We start from the raw sequence: 17,817 nt of genomic DNA, 5'->3' as shown, positions 1-17,817 counted from the left end.
CTGACACCTCACGATCGGGAGCAAGCCCCCTCTCACCTTGAAACTTCCTATATTCAAAAATAGAATATCAGGCTGAATTTATATTATTTTCAAGTCTTAAAAACCGGCCTTATAGTCGCGCGCTTTAAGGCAGGATACGACCACTGCGTCACCTGCTTCGCTCACCATAAAAACACAGGGGCTCTTCATGACTATTTCTGCATTGCGTCGCACATTACTGGTTGGCACCTTGGGCCTGGCGCTGGGCGCCGGTCTGCTTGGCCAGGCCGTTGCCGGTGAGCAATTGAGCAACATCAAGAAGGCGGGCGAGATCAAGATCGGCCTGGAAGGCACCTACCCGCCGTTCAGTTTTGTCGATGAAAGCGGCAAGCTCACCGGTTTCGAGGTGGAGCTGTCCGAAGCCCTGGCCAAAGAGCTGGGCGTGAAGGTCAAGCTGCAGGCCACACCCTGGGATGGCATCCTTGCTGCCCTGGAATCCAAACGCCTGGACGCCGTGGTCAACCAGGTGACCATCTCCGAAGAGCGCAGGAAAAAATACGATTTCTCCAAGCCCTACACCATTTCCGGTATCCAGGCGCTGGTGCTGAAGAAGAACGCCGGCGAGATCAAGACCGCCGACGACCTGGCCGGCAAGAAAGTCGGTGTGGGCCTGGGCACCAACTACGAACAGTGGCTCAAGGACAACCAACCCAAAGCCATCATCAAGACTTACAACGATGACCCGACCAAGTTCCAGGACCTGCGCATCGGCCGCATCGACGCAATCCTGATCGACCGCCTGGCTGCGCTGGAATACGCCAAGAAAGCCCCGGACACCGCCGCTGCCGGTAATGCGTTCTCGCGCCAGGAGTCGGGCATTGCCCTGCGCAAAGGCGAGCCTGAACTGCTCGACGCCGTGAACACTGCCCTCGACAAGCTGCGCGCCGACGGCACCTTGAAAAAGCTGTCCGAGAAGTACTTCAACGCTGACGTCACTCAATAATGGAAGCAGGCTTCCAACTCGCGCTGGACTCCGCGCCCTTTCTGCTCAAGGGCGCGTACTACACGGTCATTCTCAGCCTGGGCGGGATGTTCTTCGGTTTGCTGCTGGGCTTCGGCCTGGCCTTGATGCGCCTGTCGCGCTTCAAGCTGCTCAGTTGGACCGCCCGCGTCTACGTGTCGTTCTTTCGCGGCACGCCCTTGCTGGTGCAGCTGTTTCTGATCTACTACGGCTTGCCGCAAGTGGGCATCGAGCTGGATCCGATCCCGGCGGCCATGATCGGCTTTTCGCTAAACATGGCCGCTTACGCCTGTGAAATCCTGCGGGCCGCCATTGCGTCCATCGAGCGGGGCCAGTGGGAAGCCGCTGCCAGCATCGGCATGACCCGCGCGCAGACCCTGCGCCGGGCCATTCTGCCGCAGGCGATGCGGACCGCCTTGCCGCCGTTGGGCAACAGCTTTATTTCGCTGGTCAAGGACACCGCGCTGGCCGCCACCATCCAGGTGCCCGAGCTGTTTCGCCAGGCGCAGTTGGTGTCGGCGCGCACCTTCGAAATCTTCACCATGTACCTGTCCGCTGCGCTGATCTACTGGATACTGGCCAGCATCCTGGCGCATTTTCAGAATCGCCTGGAAGACCGGGTCAACCGGCATGACCTGGAGTCTTGAAGCATGATCGTGGTTGAAAAGCTGACCAAACAATTCAACGGTCAGGTGGTGCTCAACGGCATCGACCTTGAGGTCAAGGCCGGCGAAGTCGTCGCGATCATCGGCCCCAGCGGTTCGGGCAAGACCACCTTCCTGCGCTGCCTGAATTTCCTCGAAGAACCCACCAGCGGCCGTATCAAGGTGGGCGACGTCGAGATCGACGGCAGCAAACCGCTCAACCAGCAACAGGGCCTGGTGCGACGTCTGCGCCAGCACGTGGGCTTCGTGTTCCAGAACTTCAACCTGTTCCCCCACCGCACGGCGCTGGAAAACGTCATCGAAGGCCCCATCGTGGTCAAGAAGATGCCACGCGAAGCCGCCACCGAGCTGGGTCGCAAGCTGCTGGCCAAAGTTGGCCTGGCGGGCAAGGAAGACGCCTACCCACGGCGCCTGTCCGGTGGTCAGCAACAGCGTGTGGCGATTGCACGGGCGCTGGCCATGGAACCGGAGGTGATTCTGTTCGACGAACCTACCTCGGCCCTCGACCCCGAACTGGTGGGTGAAGTGCTGGCGACCATTCGCAGCCTCGCCGAAGAAAACCGCACCCTGGTCATCGTCACCCACGAAATGAGCTTTGCCCGCGATGTGGCCAACCGGGTGATCTTTTTCGACAAGGGCGTCATCGTCGAACAGGGCGAAGCCAAGGCGCTGTTTGCCAACCCGAGGGAAGAACGCACCCGCCAGTTCCTGAGCAAATTCCTCGCCCACTGACAGGCTCAATCAATCCCATCCCTCTGGCGAGCGGGCTTGTTGTGGCAAGCAGGCTTGCTGTGGCGAGCGGGCTTGCCCCGCGTTGGGCTGCGCAGCAGCCCCAAAACCATCCTCTGCGCAGTGTCAGGTACACCGCATGTTCCTTGATGGGGGCGCTTCGCACCCCAACGCGGGGCAAGCCCGCTCGCCACATTGACGCAGCCTCCCACCCTACAGCGCGTCGACATTCCTCTGGGTAAAACACCCCGCCGCGCCCACGCAAAAATCCCCCTCCCGGTCAGACCCTTCTGAATCTGCACCGCCACACCGTTTAGCCTTTTGCCGCCATTGACTGACCCTGGCCAACCCTCTTATCTAACGTCCAGAGGATTGGATCCTATCCCGGCTATTTACTGAATCGTTCCTTTCGGACCGCTTGCGCACCCGCGCCAATGGCTCGGAACGAGCGCTGCTGGCTGCATCAAGGAGATGACTTATGACGCGCACTGCAACCCCGGCCATGCTGACCGCCCCAACCCTGCCCCAGGCCCTTGGAAACGGCATCAATGCCCACGCCGCCGCCCACTTGCAGGTCGATATCGCCCCCTACCCCGGCATGGAGGAAGGTGACCTGATCGAACTGTTCTGGAACAACTGCTTCGCTGCCTCACGACGGATAACCGCGTGCCGCATCGGCCAGCCGACCCACCTGCGTATCCCGCAAAGTTTCGTGCTCGATGGCCCCGCGCGCGTGCATTACCAGGTCATGCAAATCGGCCACGGCCCGGCACGCTCGGCCACCACCCAGGTACGCGTCAAAACCGACTGCCCGGGCGGACAGCCGCCCAACCTGTACAGCGACGAAAACCAGAACCTTGCCCCGGTTGGCCTGCCCGAGACGATCCGTCGCCAGGGTGTCAACAGCCGCCAGGTGCAACGCGGCATTCCCTTGACCATCGAGCCCTACCCGAACATGAGCAGCGGCGATGCGATCACCCTGCGCTGGGGTGACGTGCGCATGGACCTGCCAAAAATCACCGCCAGCGGCGTCGGCCTGGCCGTGCAGGTGTGGGTGCCGTCGAGCGTGATTGTCGAAGGCGGCGATGACTGCCGGCTGGACGTGACCTACTGCGTGCTGGACCGCGTCGGCAACAATTCGCGCTGGGCGCCCACCCGCACCGTGCGCATTGCAGCGCTGCTGCCCACCCGTCCGGCGACAACCACGCCGGTCTACCAACCCCGTCCGCTCGGCTAACCCTGCAAACCTGGGTGATCGCCCTTCTATGCATATTCCCAAAAGTTAGTTTATTTAAATATTTAACACGCTTAGGGTATATGCACCGGACCACCGGACATTCCTGATTTTTCTGTTTTTATTTCATTGAATGCGAGGTCGGTATGATCAAAATTACCCCGGTGCATAACGCCAGGGCATTACGTGCAGCCAAGGAGCGGCGCTGATGCCTAACGTGGCTGCAACACCCCCCCAAAGTGATCTGGACGAAGCCCCCCTGCTGTTGCCGGCCGCCGTGCTGCGCAACGATGCAGAGGCGCTGAGCGCCGCCCACACGCTGGCTCAGGCGGCGCGGCTGCACGCCGCCAAGCGTGACCAGCAGCGCAAGTTACCGTGGGCGCAGCTCGAGCAGTTCACCCGCAGCGGTCTGGGCAGTATTTCCATTCCCCGCGAATACGGCGGGCCCCAGGTGTCCTTCGTGACCCTGGCCGAGGTGTTCGCCATCATCAGCGCGGCGGACCCGGCCCTCGGGCAGATCCCGCAGAACCATTTCGGCATCCTGCACCTGGTGCAGGGCACCGCCACCGAACGCCAGAAAAAGCAGCTGTTCCAAAGCGTCCTCGACGGCTGGCGCATCGGTAACGGCGGCCCGGAACGCGGCACCAAAAACACCCTTGAACTCAAGGCACGCATCACCGCCAAGGGCGACAGCTACGTGGTCAGCGGGCAGAAGTTCTACTCCACCGGCGCGTTGTTTGCGCACTGGGTCGCGATCAAGGCGCTCAACGATGACGGCAAACAGGTCCTAGCGTTCGTGCGCCGTGGCAGCGAAGGGCTGCGCATCGTCGATGACTGGTCCGGCTTTGGCCAGCGCACCACCGCCAGCGGCACCGTGCTGCTGGACGAGGTGGCAGTCGACGCCGAGCTGATCATCGACAACTGGCGCATCGGCGAAAGCCCGAATATCCAAGGCGCGGTCTCGCAACTGATCCAGGCCGCCATCGATGCGGGCATCGCCCGGGGGGCGCTCGACGACACCCTCGCCTTCGTGCGCGAACGCTCGCGGCCGTGGATCGACGCCAAGGTCGAACGCGCCAGTGACGACCTGTACGTGATCGCCGATATCGGCAAGCTGAAGATCGAGCTACACGCCGCCGAAGCCCTGCTGCGCAAGGCTGGCCGGGTGCTGGATGACGTCAGCGCGGCACCGATCACCGCGCAGTCCGCGGCACGCGCGTCCATCGCGGTGGCCGAGGCCAAGGTGCTCACCACCGAAGTGGCGTTGCTGGTCAGCGAAAAGCTCTTCGAATTGGCCGGCAGCCGCGCGACGCTGGCCGAATTCAACCTCGACCGCCACTGGCGCAACGCCCGGGTGCACACCCTGCACGACCCGGTGCGCTGGAAGTACCACGCCGTCGGCGCCTACCGCTTGAACGGCACCCTGCCGGCTCGCCATTCCTGGATTTGACCATGACCCTTTCTCATCACGTCGCGGTCATCACCAGCGACGAGCACGCCCTGATTATCGCCAGCGACCTGGCCGAAGACTTTCGCCGCGACAGCGCCCTGCGCGACCGCGAACGCCGCCTGCCGCTGCCCGAGCTGGATGCTTTTTCGCGCTCGGGCCTGTGGGGCATCAGCGTGCCCCGCGAATACGGCGGCGCAGGCGTGTCCAACGTCACCCTGGCCAAGGTCATTGCACTGATCGCCCAGGCCGATGCCTCCCTGGGCCAGATTCCGCAAAACCACTTCTATGCGCTGCAAGTGCTGCGCGTGAATGGCAACCCCGAGCAGCAACAACGCCTGTACGCCGAGGTGCTGGCCGGCCAGCGCTTCGGCAATGCGCTGGCCGAACTGGGCACCAAAACCGCCCATGATCGCGTCACCCGGCTCACCCGCGACGGCGACGGATTCCGTATTACCGGCCGTAAGTTTTACTCAACCGGCGCACTTTACGCCCAGCGCATCCCCACCTCGGTGGTGGATGAACACGGCGTGCAGCAATTGGCCTTTGTGCCGCGTGACAGCCAGGGTCTCAGCGTGATCGATGACTGGAGCGGCTTCGGCCAGCGCACCACCGGCAGCGGCTCGGTGGTGTTCGATAACGTGTGGGTCGCCGCCCGTGACGTCATCCCTTTCCAGAGCGCCTTCGAACGCCCGACCACCGTCGGCCCGCTGGCGCAGATCCTTCACGCCGCCATCGACACCGGCATCGCCCGCGCCGCCTTTGAAGATGCGCTGCACTTTGTGCGCACCAGGACCCGCCCGTGGATCGACGCCGGCAACGACAAAGCCAGCGAAGACCCACTGACCTTGAAGAGCTTCGGCCACCTGAGCATCCGCCTGCACGCGGCCGAGGCACTGCTTGAACGGGCCGGCGAATTCCTCGACCGCGCCCAGGCCGACAGCAATGCCGAGACGGTTGCCGCCGCCTCGATTGCGGTGGCCGAAGCGCGCGCCCTGAGCACGGAGATTTCCCTGGCCGCCGGCAGCACCCTGTTCGAACTCGCCGGCAGCCAGGCCACCCTGGCCGAGCATGGACTGGACCGTCACTGGCGCAACGCACGGGTGCACACCCTGCATGACCCGGTGCGCTGGAAGTATCACGCAGTAGGCAATTACTACCTCAACGACGAAAACCCGCCGCTGCGGGGGACCCTCTGATGGCGAAGAAAAAGATCCTGCTCAATGCCTTCAACATGAACTGCATTGGCCATATCAACCACGGCCTGTGGACCCACCCACGGGACACCTCCACCCAGTACAAAACCATTGAGTACTGGACCGACCTGGCAAAAACCCTGGAACGCGGTCTGTTCGACGGACTGTTCATCGCCGATATCGTCGGCGTGTACGACGTCTACCAGAATTCCGTCGATGTACCGCTCAAGGAGTCGATCCAGTTGCCGGTCAACGACCCGTTGCTGCTGGTGTCGGCGATGGCGGCGGTCACCCGAAACCTCGGCTTCGGCCTCACCGCCAACCTCACCTACGAGCCGCCGTACCTGTTCGCCCGGCGCATGTCGACGCTGGATCACCTGAGCCGTGGCCGCGTGGGCTGGAACATCGTGACCGGCTACCTCGACAGCGCGGCCAAGGCCATGGGCCTGACTGAGCAGGTCGAGCATGACCGGCGCTACGACCAGGCCGACGAGTACCTGCAGGTGCTCTACAAACTGTGGGAAGGCAGCTGGGAAGACGACGCCGTGCTCAACGATCCGGCGCAACGGATCTACGCGCAGCCGGGCAAGGTGCACAAGGTCGAGCACCACGGCGAGTTCTATCAGGTGGAGGGTTATCACCTGTGCGAGCCGTCGCCGCAGCGCACGCCGGTGTTGTTCCAGGCCGGCAGTTCGGACCGTGGCCTGCTGTTCGCCGGGCGCCACGCCGAGTGTGTGTTCATCAGCGGCCAGACCAGGGCCGCAACCAAAGTGCAGGTGGACAAGGTGCGCGCCAGTGCCGTGGAGGCCGGGCGCAATGCGCACGACATCAAGGTGTTCATGGGCCTCAATGTGATCGTCGGCGCCACCGAGGAACTGGCCTGGGCCAAGCACGCCGAGTACCTGAGCTACGCCAGCGCGGAGGCCGGCGTGGCGCATTTCGCCGCGTCCACCGCGATTGATTTTGCCGCATACGCATTGGACGAACCGATCCAGTACGTGAAGAGCAACGCCATCCAGTCGGCCACCAAAAACCTGCAGAACAACGATTGGACCCGGCGCAAGTTACTGGAGCAGCACGCCTTGGGCGGTCGCTATATCACCCTGGTGGGTTCGCCCGAACAGGTCGCCGATGAACTGGAATTGTGGATCGGCGAAACCGGGCTGGATGGTTTCAACCTGACGCGCATTGTGACGCCGGAGAGCTACGTGGACTTTATCGACCTGGTGATACCGGAACTGCAAAAGCGCGGTTCGTACAAGACCGAATACGAGACCGGCACGCTGCGCGAAAAAGTGTTCGGCACCGCGCTGCTGCCAGCGCAACACACCGGCTCCACCTACCGCCATTGAATTAGAAATGTGGGAGGGGGCTTACTCCCGATAGCGGAGTGTCAGTGAACCCATCCTGTGACTGACCCACCGTCATCGGAGCAAGTCCCCTCCCACAGTGGAACTTCATTGTTTGCACCTGCACCTTATGACTGGAAATCGACCATGAAAAAAACACTGCTCTCCCACCCAGTCAAAGCACTGGCCCTTGCCCTCGGTGTGTTCAGCTCGTCGGTGTTCGCCGCCGATGCGCCACTGAAAGTCGGCACCACCGCCGCCTTCGCCATTCCTCTGGAAGCCGCCGTCGCCGAAGCCGGCAAGCAGGGCCTGAACGTCGAGCTGGTGGAATTCACCGACTGGATCGCGCCCAACGTCAGCCTGGCCGCCGGCGATATCGACGTGAACTACTTCCAGCACATCCCCTTCCTGGAAAACGCCAAGGCCGCCGCCGGTTTTGACCTGGTGCCGTACGCGCCGGGCATCATCAACAACGTCGGGCTGTATTCGAAAAAATACAAAGCCATTGCGGACCTGCCCGAGGGCGCCAGCGTGGCGATTGCCAACGACCCGATCAACAGCGGACGTGGCCTGCAACTGCTGGCCAAGGCCGGGCTGATCACCCTCAATCCGGGCGTAGGCTACAAGGCCACCGAAGAAGACATCGTCAGCAATCCGAAAAAGCTGAAGATCCTGCAAGTGGAAGCAGTGCAACTGGTGCGCGCCTATGACGACGCCGACCTGGTGCAGGGCTACCCGGCATATATCCGCCTCTCGAAGACCTTCGATGCCGAGTCGGCGTTGCTGTTCGACGGCCTGGACCATCCGGAATACGTGATCCAGTTCGTGATCCAGCCCAAGAGCAAAACCGACCCGCGCGTGATCAAGTTCGTCGACATTTACCAACACTCGCCGGTGGTGCGCGCCGCCCTGGATAAATCCCTCGGCACGCTCTACCAGGTAGGCTGGGAAGGTAAAAAATGAGCGCCGCCAATGCCCGACTTCGCGACCTGGGCACACCGCTCAGGGACGCCGAACAGACCCAGTTGCACCCTGAACTGAACCGCGCCCATGTGCGATTCATCAACCTGGGCAAGACCTACGACGGCACGGTGCAGGCCCTGCACGGCATCGACCTGGCGATCCAGCGCGGTGAAGTGTTCGGCATCATCGGTCGCAGCGGCGCCGGTAAATCCTCGCTGATCCGCACCATCAATCGTCTGGAACAGCCCAGCAGCGGGCGCGTGCTGATCGATCAGGTGGACATCGGCGACTTCGACGAAGACCGCCTGGTGGCGCTGCGCAGGCGCATCGGCATGATCTTCCAGCACTTCAACCTGATGTCGGCCAAGACCGTGTGGCAGAACGTCGAATTGCCACTCAAAGTGGCGGGCATCCCCAGGCCGCAGCGCGAGCAAAAGGTGCGCGAGCTACTCGAACTGGTGGGTTTGCAGGACAAGCACAAGGCCTACCCGGCGCAACTCTCCGGCGGGCAAAAGCAGCGCGTGGGCATCGCCCGTTCGCTGGTGCACGACCCCGAGATTCTGTTGTGCGACGAGGCCACCTCGGCCCTCGACCCGGAAACCACCCAGTCGATCCTCGCCCTGCTGCGTGAGATCAACCGGCGCCTGGGCCTGACCATCGTGCTGATCACCCACGAAATGGCGGTAATCCGCGACATCTGCGACCGCGTAGTGGTGCTCGAACACGGCAAAATCGTCGAGCAAGGCCCGGTGTGGCAAGTGTTTGGCAACCCGCAACATGCGGTGAGCCAGACCCTGCTGGCGCCGTTGCAGCATGACTTGGCGCCAGAGCTGCAAAGTCGCTTGCAGCCGACGCGGGTAGCGGCTGACGCGGCTGTGGTGCTGCGCTTGCAGTTCACCGGCAGCGCCACCGACGAACCCGACTTGGCCGCGCTGTTCAGCGCCCTCGGCGGGCGCGTGCGCTTGCTGCAGGGCGGCGTGGAACGGATCCAGGGTCATGCCCTGGGGCAATTGCTACTGGCGGTGAATGGCTCGGCCCATAGCGCCGAAGAACTGCGCAACCGCGCCGCGAACTGGGCGCAACAGGTGGAGGTGCTGGGCTATGTGGTTTGATCGTTTGGTGCAGGGCGCCATCGACACCTTGTTGATGGTTGGCGTGTCGTCGCTGATCGCCTTGCTGGTGGGCATTCCGCTGGCGGTGTTCCTGGTGACCAGCGACAAGGGCGGCATCTATCAGGCCCCGGCGTTGAACCGCGTGCTGGGGGCGTTCGTCAATCTGTTCCGTTCGATTCCTTTTCTGATCCTGATGGTGGCGCTGATCCCCTTCACCCGCCTGATCGTGGGCACCACCTACGGCGTCTGGGCGGCCGTGGTGCCGCTGACCATCGCCGCCACGCCGTTCTTTGCACGCATTGCTGAAGTGAGTCTGCGTGAGGTCGATCACGGGCTGATCGAAGCCGCACAGGCCATGGGTTGCCGGCGCTGGCACATCATCCGCCATGTGCTGTTGCCGGAGGCGCTGCCGGGTATCGTCGGCGGGTTCACGATTACCCTGGTGACGATGATCAACTCATCGGCCATGGCCGGGGCGATTGGCGCCGGTGGCCTGGGCGACATTGCCTACCGCTATGGGTATCAGCGCTTTGACACGCAGATCATGCTCACGGTGATTGTGCTGCTGGTGGTGCTGGTGGCGGTGATTCAGTTGGGTGGGGACCGGTTGGCGCGGGTGCTCAACAAGCGGTGAGGTATAGTCGAGGCCTCTCAGCACCCGGTACCGCCGCTCATGCCTCTCAAGCCCGAAGACCTCAACCAGATCACCTCCACCACCCTGGGCCACTACAACCAGGTGGCCGAGGACTTTCGCGAAGGCACCCGCGACCACGATGTGAGCCAGAACATCGATGCGCTGCTGCGCCATATTCAGGGCGAGGCGCCGTTTACCGTGCTGGATTTCGGCTGCGGGCCGGGGCGCGATCTGCAGACGTTTACGCGCATGGGTCATGTCGCCGTAGGCCTGGACGGCTCCGAGCGCTTTGCGCAGATGGCGCGCGAGGACAGTGGCTGCGAGGTCTACCAGCAGGATTTCCTCAAGCTCGACCTGCCCGCCGCACGCTTCGACGGGATCTTCGCCAACGCGGTGCTGTTTCATATCCCCAAGCAGGAATTACCGCGCGTACTCAAGCAATTGCAGGCTGCGTTGAAACCGGGCGGTGTGTTGTTCAGCTCCAATCCACGCGGGGACAACCGTGAAGGCTGGAATGGGCCGCGCTATGGTGCCTACCACGACCTGGAGGCGTGGCAATCGTTGCTGACCACAGCCGGGTTTGTGGAACTGGAGCATTACTACCGCCCGGCCGGGCTACCCCGCGATCAGCAACCGTGGCTGGCGAGTGTCTGGCGCAAGCCTTAAGACCACCCCCTCCCACATTGGGTTGCCCATATGGTTTGAGGTCAGCGTTGCTTCATGGTCGTGGAATCCAGGATGAACACTGGCTGCAAACTCTCCGCCGATTGAAACTGTGGGAGGGGGCTTGCTCCCGATAGCAGTGGGTCAGCCAAATAATCGGGTGGCTGACCCACTGCTATCGGGAGCAAGCCCCCTCCCACATTTTTAACCGCGTTTTTCCTGCTGGTCCTGCTTCGGCTCACGAATCTTGTACCAGGCCACATACAGCGCCGGCAAAAACAGCAGCGTCAGCAGCGTGGCAATGATAATCCCGCCAATCATCGCGTAAGCCATCGGCCCCCAGAACACTTCCCGCGCAATCGGGATCATGCCCAGGCTGGCTGCCGCAGCGGTGAGCAGGATCGGCCGGCGCCGGTGCTCGGTGGCTTCCACCACCGCATCCCATGGCGTGTAGCCGGCCACTTCATATTCGTGAATCTGCGTCACCAGAATCACCGAGTTGCGGATGATGATACCGATCAGCGCCAGAATGCCGAGGATCGCCACAAAGCCCATGGGTGTGCCGGTGGGAATCAACGCCAGCACCACGCCGATAAGCCCCAGAGGGGCCACACTGGCCACCAGGAACATCTTCTGCACGCTGTGCAACTGAATCATCAGGAAGGTCGCCATCAGGAACAGCATCAGCGGCACCACGCGGGCAATCGGGCCCTGGGCCTTGCCGCTTTCTTCCACGGTGCCGCCGGTGGCGACCTTGTAGCCCACCGGCAGGCCGGCGCTGAACGTGTCGATCTCGGGTTTGAGCTGCTTGACCAGGTCGGTGGGCTGTATCTCATCGCGTACCGAGGCCTTGACCGTGATGGTCGGCTTGCGGTCGCGGCGCCACACCAGCGGCTGCTCCAGCTCGTAGCGCACGGTGGCGAACGCCAGCAGCGGAATCGAGGTGCCGTTGGGCGTGACAATCTGCAGGTTCTGCAGGGTTTCCGGCGTGCCGCGTTCGGCGTCTTCGGCGCGGCCGACCACGTTGATCAGGTAGATGTCGTCGTGCACCTGGGTCACCGAGGCACCGCTGACCACGCTGTTCATCAACTGCGCCACGTCTTCCGACGACAACCCCAGTTGCCGCGCCTTGTCCTGAGCAATGTCGACACGCAGCACTTTGCCCGGCTCGTTCCAGTCGTAGATGATCTCGCCCAGGTGATCGTTCTGGTCAAGCAGGGTCGCCAGTTCGATGGCGTGCTTGCGCACCTGGTCGGTGTCATTGCCCGACACGCGATACTGCACCGGCCGCCCTACCGGCGGGCCCATTTCCAGCGGCTGCACATAGCTGCCGATGCCGACAAAGTCATCGCGCAGGCGCTTTTGCAGACGCGCGATCAACGCGCCACGTTCTTCCAGGCCTTTGCTGACAATCACCAACTGCGCGTAGTACGGATTTTCCAGTTGCTGGTCGAGGGGCAGGTAGAAACGGATCGCGCCCTGCCCGATGTAGGTGCTCCAGCGCGCGATATCCGGGTCGTCCTTGATGATCGCTTCGAGGCGGTCGACGGTCTTGCGGGTTTCGTTGATCGAGGCGTTTTGCGGCAGGTTCAGGTCGACGAGCACTTCCGGGCGGTCCGACGACGGGAAAAACTGGTTCTGCACAAACTGCATGGAAAACACCGACGCCACGAACAGCCCCACAGTGATACCGATGGCCCACCAGCGATTACGCATCGCCCACAGCATGCCGCCGTTGAAGGCACGGCCAATGCGTCCCGGCTCACCGTTGTGCGGTTTCACATTGGCGCTGAGGATATGCACGCCGATCACCGGCGCAAACAGCACCGCCACCACCCACGACACCAGCATGGCCACGGCAATCACCGCGAACAGCGTGAAGGTGTATTCCCCTGCCGAACTGGCGTTGAGGCCGATAGGCACAAAGCCGGCCACGGTCACCAGCGTACCGGTGAGCATCGGGAAGGCAGTGGAGGTGTAGGCGTAGGTCGCCGCCTGCTCCTTGGTTTCGCCTTTTTCCAGACGCGTGATCATCATTTCCACGGTGATCATCGCGTCGTCCACCAGCAGGCCGAGGGCGATGATCAGCGCGCCCAGGGACACGCGCTGCATGGTGATGCCGCTGTATTCCATGAACACGAACACCAGCGCCAGCACCAGCGGAATCGAACACGCCACCACTAGGCCCGCGCGCATGCCCAGGCTGATGAAGCTCACCACCAGCACGATGATCACCGCTTCGAACAACGCGCTGGTGAAACCGCCGACGGCCTCTTCCACTACCTCAGCCTGGTCGGACACCTTGTGCACGCCCACGCCCACCGGCAGGTCGGCGGTCAGCTCGTCCATGCGCGTGTGCAGCGCCTTGCCGAACGACTGGATATTGCCGCCCTTCTGCATGGCAATCGCCAGGCCGATTGCCGGTTTACCGTTGAAGCGGAACATCGGCCGCGCGGGGTCGACGTAGCCACGGCTGATCTCGGCGATATCGGCCAAACGGTAGAAGCGGTCATTGAGGCGCAGGTTGACGTTGGCCAGGTCCTTTTCCGAGGCGAACTGCCCGGAGGTGCGCACGGAAATCCGCTCCGGCCCGGCCTCGATCACCCCGGCGGGGGTCACCGCGTTCTGCGATTGCAGGCTTTGCACCACCTGGCGCTGATCAACCCCGAGGGCGGCCAGTTTGCGCGTGGAAAAATTGAGGTAGATCACTTCGTCCTGCTGGCCGATCATCTCGACCTTGCCCAGCCCCGGCACCGAACGAATCTCGGCACGCACCTGCTCCACATAGTCGCGCAGCTGGCGCATCGACAGGCCGTCGCCGGTAAAGGCATACACCGAACCGAACACGTCACCGAACTCGTCGTTGAACGAAGGCCCCTGCAAGCCCTGGGGGAAGCTGCCGCGAATGTCGTCGATCTTCTTGCGCACCTGGTACCAGGTGTCCGGGATGTCCCTGGCGCTGGTGGTGTCCTTGAGGAACACGAACACCGTGGACTCGCCCGGTCGCGTGTAGCTTTTCACGTAATCGAGGGCATCGAGTTCTTCGAGTTTTTTCTCGATGCGGTCGGTGACCTGCTTGAGGGTTTCTTCCTGGGTCGCGCCCGGCCAGCGGGTCTGGATCACCATGGTCTTGATGGTGAACGAAGGGTCTTCCTCACGCCCCAGGTTCATGTACGAGAACACGCCCATCAGCAGCGCGACGAACATCAGGTACCAGACGAAGGACTGATGCTTGAGGGCCCAGTCGGATAAGTTGAAGCTGCGTTTCATCGCGGGCTGTCCTTGTCGATTTTGACTTTCTGCCCAGGTTTCAGGCTGTTCACGCCGGCGGTGACGACGCGCTCGCCGGGCTTGACCCCGCCCTTGAGCAAGACGCTGTCGCTGTCACGGCTGAGCACCGTGACATCGCGCGGCTGCACCGTCTGGCTCTGGGTGTCGAGCAGCCAGATGCGGGTGATGCCGTCGACTTCCTGCAAGGCGCTCAGGGGCAGCTCGATACGCGGCGCAATGGCGCTGCTCAATGTGACGCTGATCGCCGTGCCCAGACGAAAGGCGGGCGGTGTCTCGGCCAGGGTCAGGCGCGCGCGACGGGTGCGCGTGGCGCTTTGGGCCTGGGGTTCGATCTCGCGCACGACGGCGGTGGTATTGACGCCGGGGTCGAGCTGCCCGGCCACCAGAAACACCACGTCCGCCGGCAGACGCTCGGCGAGGCCCGCCGGCAGGTCGATCACCGCTTCCTTGATGTCCGGGCGGGCCAGGGTCACCACTTGCTGGCCGGCCGTCACCACCTGGCCAGCCTCGGCGTTCCAGGCCGTGACGATACCGGCGTGGTCGGTGCGCAGTTCGGCGTAGTTGAGCTGGTCCCTGGCCTGGTTGACCGAGGCCTGGGCTTGCTCAAGGGTGGCGCGGGTGGTTTTCAGGTCGGTCTGCGCCACGTCCAACTGGGCCTGGGCGCCGACGCCGCGGTTGAACAGTTCCTGCTGCCGACGGGCGTTGGCCTGGGCGTTGATGTACTGCGCCTGCACGCGGGCGAGGTCGCCCTGGGCAGCGCGCAGCTGATTTTGCTGATCGGTGGGGTCGAGCACGGCGAGCAGGGCGCCCTTCTCCACTTCGGCGCCCACGTCCACGGCGCGCCGCGCAATGCGGCCGGGCACGCGAAAGCCGAGGTTGCTTTCATAGCGGGCCTGGATGGTGCCGGCGAAGCGGCCGAAGGTTTCCTGGTCTTCAGCCTTCACTTGCATCGACAGCACCGGGCGCACCGGCTCGGGCGGCGCTTCTTCCTTGGAACAGGCCGTCAGCAACAGGCTGGCGGCCAGCAGAGCGGTCAGGCGCTTCATGGCTGCGCTCCTGGCTGGGCAATCTCGACAAGCATGCCGGGATGCAGCAACTGCCCACCCGCCACCACGACTTTTTCGCCGCCCTTGAGGCCGTCACCGATGATCACTTTGCCGGTGAGGTAGCGCGCCACGCTGACCTTGTGCAACTGCGCCTTGCCGTCGCCGTCGACCAGCCATACGGCGGGGTCGTTGATGTCTTTGGTCAGGGCCGACCAGGGCAGCTCGACACTGGGCGCGGCCTTGCCCTTGGCGGTCGCGCTCACCACCGAACCCAGTTGCATGCCCTTGGGCAGGCTTTGCAGGGCAATCTTGACCTGCACGGTGCCAGTGTTGGCAGCCACGGCGGGGGTGATTTCACGCACTTTGCCCACTGCCTGAATGCTCGGGTTGTCGAGCAGGCTCACGGTGATCGGCGTCTGTGGCGCCGGCTGCCCCAGCAGCGACTCATAGACGTTGAACACGGCATCGCGCTCGCCATCGGTGGCCAGGCTGAAAATCGGCATGGTGGCCTGCACCACCTGGCCCACCTCGGCCTGGCGCGCGGTAATCACACCGGGGGCGTCAGCTATCAGCGCGGTGTAGCCCAGTTGTTCGCGGGCGTTGGCTAACTGCGCCTGGGCGGCGGCCAATGCGCTTTGGCTGCTGCGCAAGGCGGCCTGGGCCGAATCGTATTCACTGCGGCTGGTGTAGCCCTTGGGCAACAGTTTTTCCTGGCGCACGAAGGCGGCGGCGGTCTGCTTGACCCGCGCCTGCTCGGCGACCACCTGGGCCTGGGCCGAATCGACGTTGGTCTGCAGATCCTTGGGATCGAGCCTGGCCAGCACTTGTTTGGCCGTGACGCGATCGCCCACATCGACCATGCGCTGGATGATCTTGCCGCCCACGCGAAAGGACAGGTCGGTCTGTACACGGGCCTGGATATCACCGGTCAGGGTCACCGCTGCGGCGAAGTCCGCCGGCGCAACGGTTTGCACAAAGACCCGGGAATGCTGCTTGGGCTCGGCGTTTTCTTCACTACAGCCGCTCAGTAGCGCCAGTAGGCCAAATCCGAAAATACAGGTGGAAATACGACCGCCCATGCAGGCTCCTTTTGCGTGATGCCGACTTGCCAGTGAGTATGCGACTGTGAGCGTAGTTCAGGGTTCCTTATCTGCATGGAGGCTTACATACTCCGATGGTTCCCAAGCCGAATGAATCCCCATGCTCAAGACCCTCGCGGTGGCCAATTACCGCTCGATCAATAAATTGGTGGTGCCGCTTGATCGCTTGAACCTGATCACCGGGGCCAATGGCAGCGGCAAATCCAACCTCTATCGAGCCTTGCGCCTGCTGGCCGAAACCGCCCAGGGCGGGGTGATCAATGCACTGGCCCGCGAGGGTGGGCTGGATTCCACATTCTGGGCCGGGCCGCAGACTATCAGCCGGCGCATGCGCAATGGCGAGGTGGCGGTCGAGCCCAGCGTGCGCCAGGGCGTCAAACGCCTGCGCCTGGGCTTTGCCGCCGAAGACTTCAGCTATGCCATCTCGTTAGGGTTGCCTGAACCCAGCGCGTCGTATTTCTCGCTGGACCCGCAAGTGAAAAAGGAATGCATCTGGGCCGGGCATATTTACCGCCCGGCCAGCCTGCTGGTGCAGCGTTCCGGGCCAATGGTGCGCGCCCGTGACGGCCGCGCCTGGGATGTACTGGCCCAGCACACGCCGAATTACCAGAGCCTGTTCGACCAGGTCGGTAATTTGCGCGGCTCGCCGGAGGTGTTACTGCTGCGCGAGAGTATTCGCGGCTGGCGCTTTTATGATCACTTTCGCAGTGACGTGGATGCGCCGGTACGCCAGCCGCAACTGGGCACGCGGACACCGGTGCTGCATCACGACGGGCGCGATCTGGCGGCCGCGTTGCAGACCATTCGCGAGATCGGCGACCCCGAGGCGTTGCAGCACGCGATCAGTGATGCATTTCCCGGTGCGCGGCTGAATATCGAGCCGTTACAGGGTGGACGCTTCGCCATCGAGTTTTATCAGGAAGGGTTGCTGCGGCCATTGTCGGCGGCTGAGTTGTCCGACGGCACCTTGCGCTATCTGCTGCTGATCGCCGCGCTGCTGACACCCAGGCCGCCGAGCATGATGGTGCTGAACGAGCCGGAAACCAGCCTGCACCCGGATTTGCTGCCGGCGTTGGCGCGCCTGATCATTCAGGCATCGCAGCAGTGCCAGGTGTGGGTGGTGTCCCATGCCAGCCGGTTGATTGCCGCACTGGAGCAGGATGAGGGGTGTAACTCGATTGTGCTGGAGAAGGTGATGGGGCAGACGCAAATTGTCGGGCAAGGGATGCTGGATGCACCGGCGTGGCATTGGCCGGACTAGTCTTGGCATGCACCGGCCTTATCGGGAGCAAGCCCCCTCCCACACTGGATCGGGTTCACAGATTCTGATGTGTGAATACCGTCAAATGTGGGAGGGGGCTTGCCCCCGATGGGGCCATGACCATCAA

The 17,817-nt window shown here is 63.0% G+C and carries 15 protein-coding genes; 12 read left to right on the top strand and 3 right to left on the bottom strand.

The window, feature by feature from the left end; all coding sequences use genetic code 11:
* Positions 1-187: 187 nt before the first annotated feature.
* From tcyJ to JOE32_RS18475, 11 genes are all read left to right on the top strand, one after another.
* Positions 188-982, top strand: coding sequence for a cystine ABC transporter substrate-binding protein (tcyJ, locus tag JOE32_RS18525; protein ID WP_209987246.1), 795 nt, complete (start codon positions 188-190; stop codon positions 980-982).
* A complete protein-coding gene (tcyL, locus tag JOE32_RS18520) occupies positions 982-1,647 on the top strand; it encodes a cystine ABC transporter permease (protein WP_003236050.1) in 666 nt (221 codons plus the stop codon). Before tcyJ ends, tcyL begins: the two co-directional genes overlap by 1 nt.
* Before the next feature lie 3 nt (positions 1,648-1,650).
* Positions 1,651-2,397, top strand: coding sequence for an L-cystine ABC transporter ATP-binding protein TcyN (gene tcyN, locus JOE32_RS18515; RefSeq protein ID WP_209987243.1), 747 nt, complete (start codon positions 1,651-1,653; stop codon positions 2,395-2,397).
* 475 nt (positions 2,398-2,872) lie between these two features.
* Complete coding sequence (locus JOE32_RS18510; protein ID WP_209987241.1) at positions 2,873-3,631, top strand: hypothetical protein; 759 nt, start codon at positions 2,873-2,875, stop codon at positions 3,629-3,631.
* 205 nt (positions 3,632-3,836) lie between these two features.
* Positions 3,837-5,078 carry an SfnB family sulfur acquisition oxidoreductase gene (locus JOE32_RS18505; protein WP_209987238.1) on the top strand — a complete coding sequence of 414 codons (1,242 nt, stop codon included), beginning with the start codon at positions 3,837-3,839 and terminating at the stop codon, positions 5,076-5,078.
* Positions 5,079-5,080: 2 nt separating this feature from the next.
* Entirely contained in the window at positions 5,081-6,274 is a 1,194-nt protein-coding gene (locus JOE32_RS18500) for an SfnB family sulfur acquisition oxidoreductase (RefSeq protein WP_209987235.1), read from the top strand.
* Positions 6,274-7,623: an LLM class flavin-dependent oxidoreductase gene (locus tag JOE32_RS18495; protein WP_209987232.1), complete on the top strand. Its 1,350-nt coding sequence runs from the start codon at positions 6,274-6,276 to the stop codon at positions 7,621-7,623. The genes JOE32_RS18500 and JOE32_RS18495 overlap by 1 nt, the downstream gene beginning before the upstream one ends.
* A 144-nt stretch (positions 7,624-7,767) precedes the next feature.
* Positions 7,768-8,583 carry a MetQ/NlpA family ABC transporter substrate-binding protein gene (locus JOE32_RS18490; protein ID WP_209987229.1) on the top strand — a complete coding sequence of 272 codons (816 nt, stop codon included), beginning with the start codon at positions 7,768-7,770 and terminating at the stop codon, positions 8,581-8,583.
* Positions 8,580-9,695: an ATP-binding cassette domain-containing protein gene (locus JOE32_RS18485; RefSeq protein ID WP_209987226.1), complete on the top strand. Its 1,116-nt coding sequence runs from the start codon at positions 8,580-8,582 to the stop codon at positions 9,693-9,695. Before JOE32_RS18490 ends, JOE32_RS18485 begins: the two co-directional genes overlap by 4 nt.
* On the top strand, positions 9,685-10,329 hold the full coding sequence (locus JOE32_RS18480) for a methionine ABC transporter permease (RefSeq protein ID WP_209987223.1): 645 nt from the start codon (positions 9,685-9,687) through the stop codon (positions 10,327-10,329). The genes JOE32_RS18485 and JOE32_RS18480 overlap by 11 nt, the downstream gene beginning before the upstream one ends.
* A 39-nt stretch (positions 10,330-10,368) precedes the next feature.
* Entirely contained in the window at positions 10,369-10,995 is a 627-nt protein-coding gene (locus tag JOE32_RS18475) for a class I SAM-dependent methyltransferase (RefSeq protein ID WP_209987219.1), read from the top strand.
* Between the two features lie 201 nt (positions 10,996-11,196).
* Here the strand turns inward: JOE32_RS18475 and JOE32_RS18470 are convergent, their stop codons facing one another.
* The 3 genes from JOE32_RS18470 to JOE32_RS18460 are packed head-to-tail and all read right to left on the bottom strand — an operon-like array spanning position 11,197 to position 16,408.
* A complete protein-coding gene (locus JOE32_RS18470; RefSeq protein ID WP_209987216.1) occupies positions 11,197-14,262 on the bottom strand; it encodes an efflux RND transporter permease subunit in 3,066 nt (1,021 codons plus the stop codon).
* Positions 14,259-15,329, bottom strand: coding sequence for an efflux RND transporter periplasmic adaptor subunit (locus tag JOE32_RS18465; protein WP_209987213.1), 1,071 nt, complete (start codon positions 15,327-15,329; stop codon positions 14,259-14,261). The genes JOE32_RS18470 and JOE32_RS18465 overlap by 4 nt, the downstream gene beginning before the upstream one ends.
* Positions 15,326-16,408 carry an efflux RND transporter periplasmic adaptor subunit gene (locus tag JOE32_RS18460; protein WP_209987210.1) on the bottom strand — a complete coding sequence of 361 codons (1,083 nt, stop codon included), beginning with the start codon at positions 16,406-16,408 and terminating at the stop codon, positions 15,326-15,328. The genes JOE32_RS18465 and JOE32_RS18460 overlap by 4 nt, the downstream gene beginning before the upstream one ends.
* 121 nt (positions 16,409-16,529) lie before the next feature.
* On the opposite strand from JOE32_RS18460, the gene JOE32_RS18455 reads away from it, so the two are divergent.
* Positions 16,530-17,690, top strand: coding sequence for an AAA family ATPase (locus JOE32_RS18455; protein ID WP_209987207.1), 1,161 nt, complete (start codon positions 16,530-16,532; stop codon positions 17,688-17,690).
* The last annotated feature ends 127 nt before the right edge of the window (positions 17,691-17,817 follow it).

The organism is Pseudomonas sp. PvP025, from assembly GCF_017832155.1.
GTDB lineage: Bacteria > Pseudomonadota > Gammaproteobacteria > Pseudomonadales > Pseudomonadaceae > Aquipseudomonas.
This window is presented reverse-complemented; position numbering and strand designations above follow the sequence as displayed.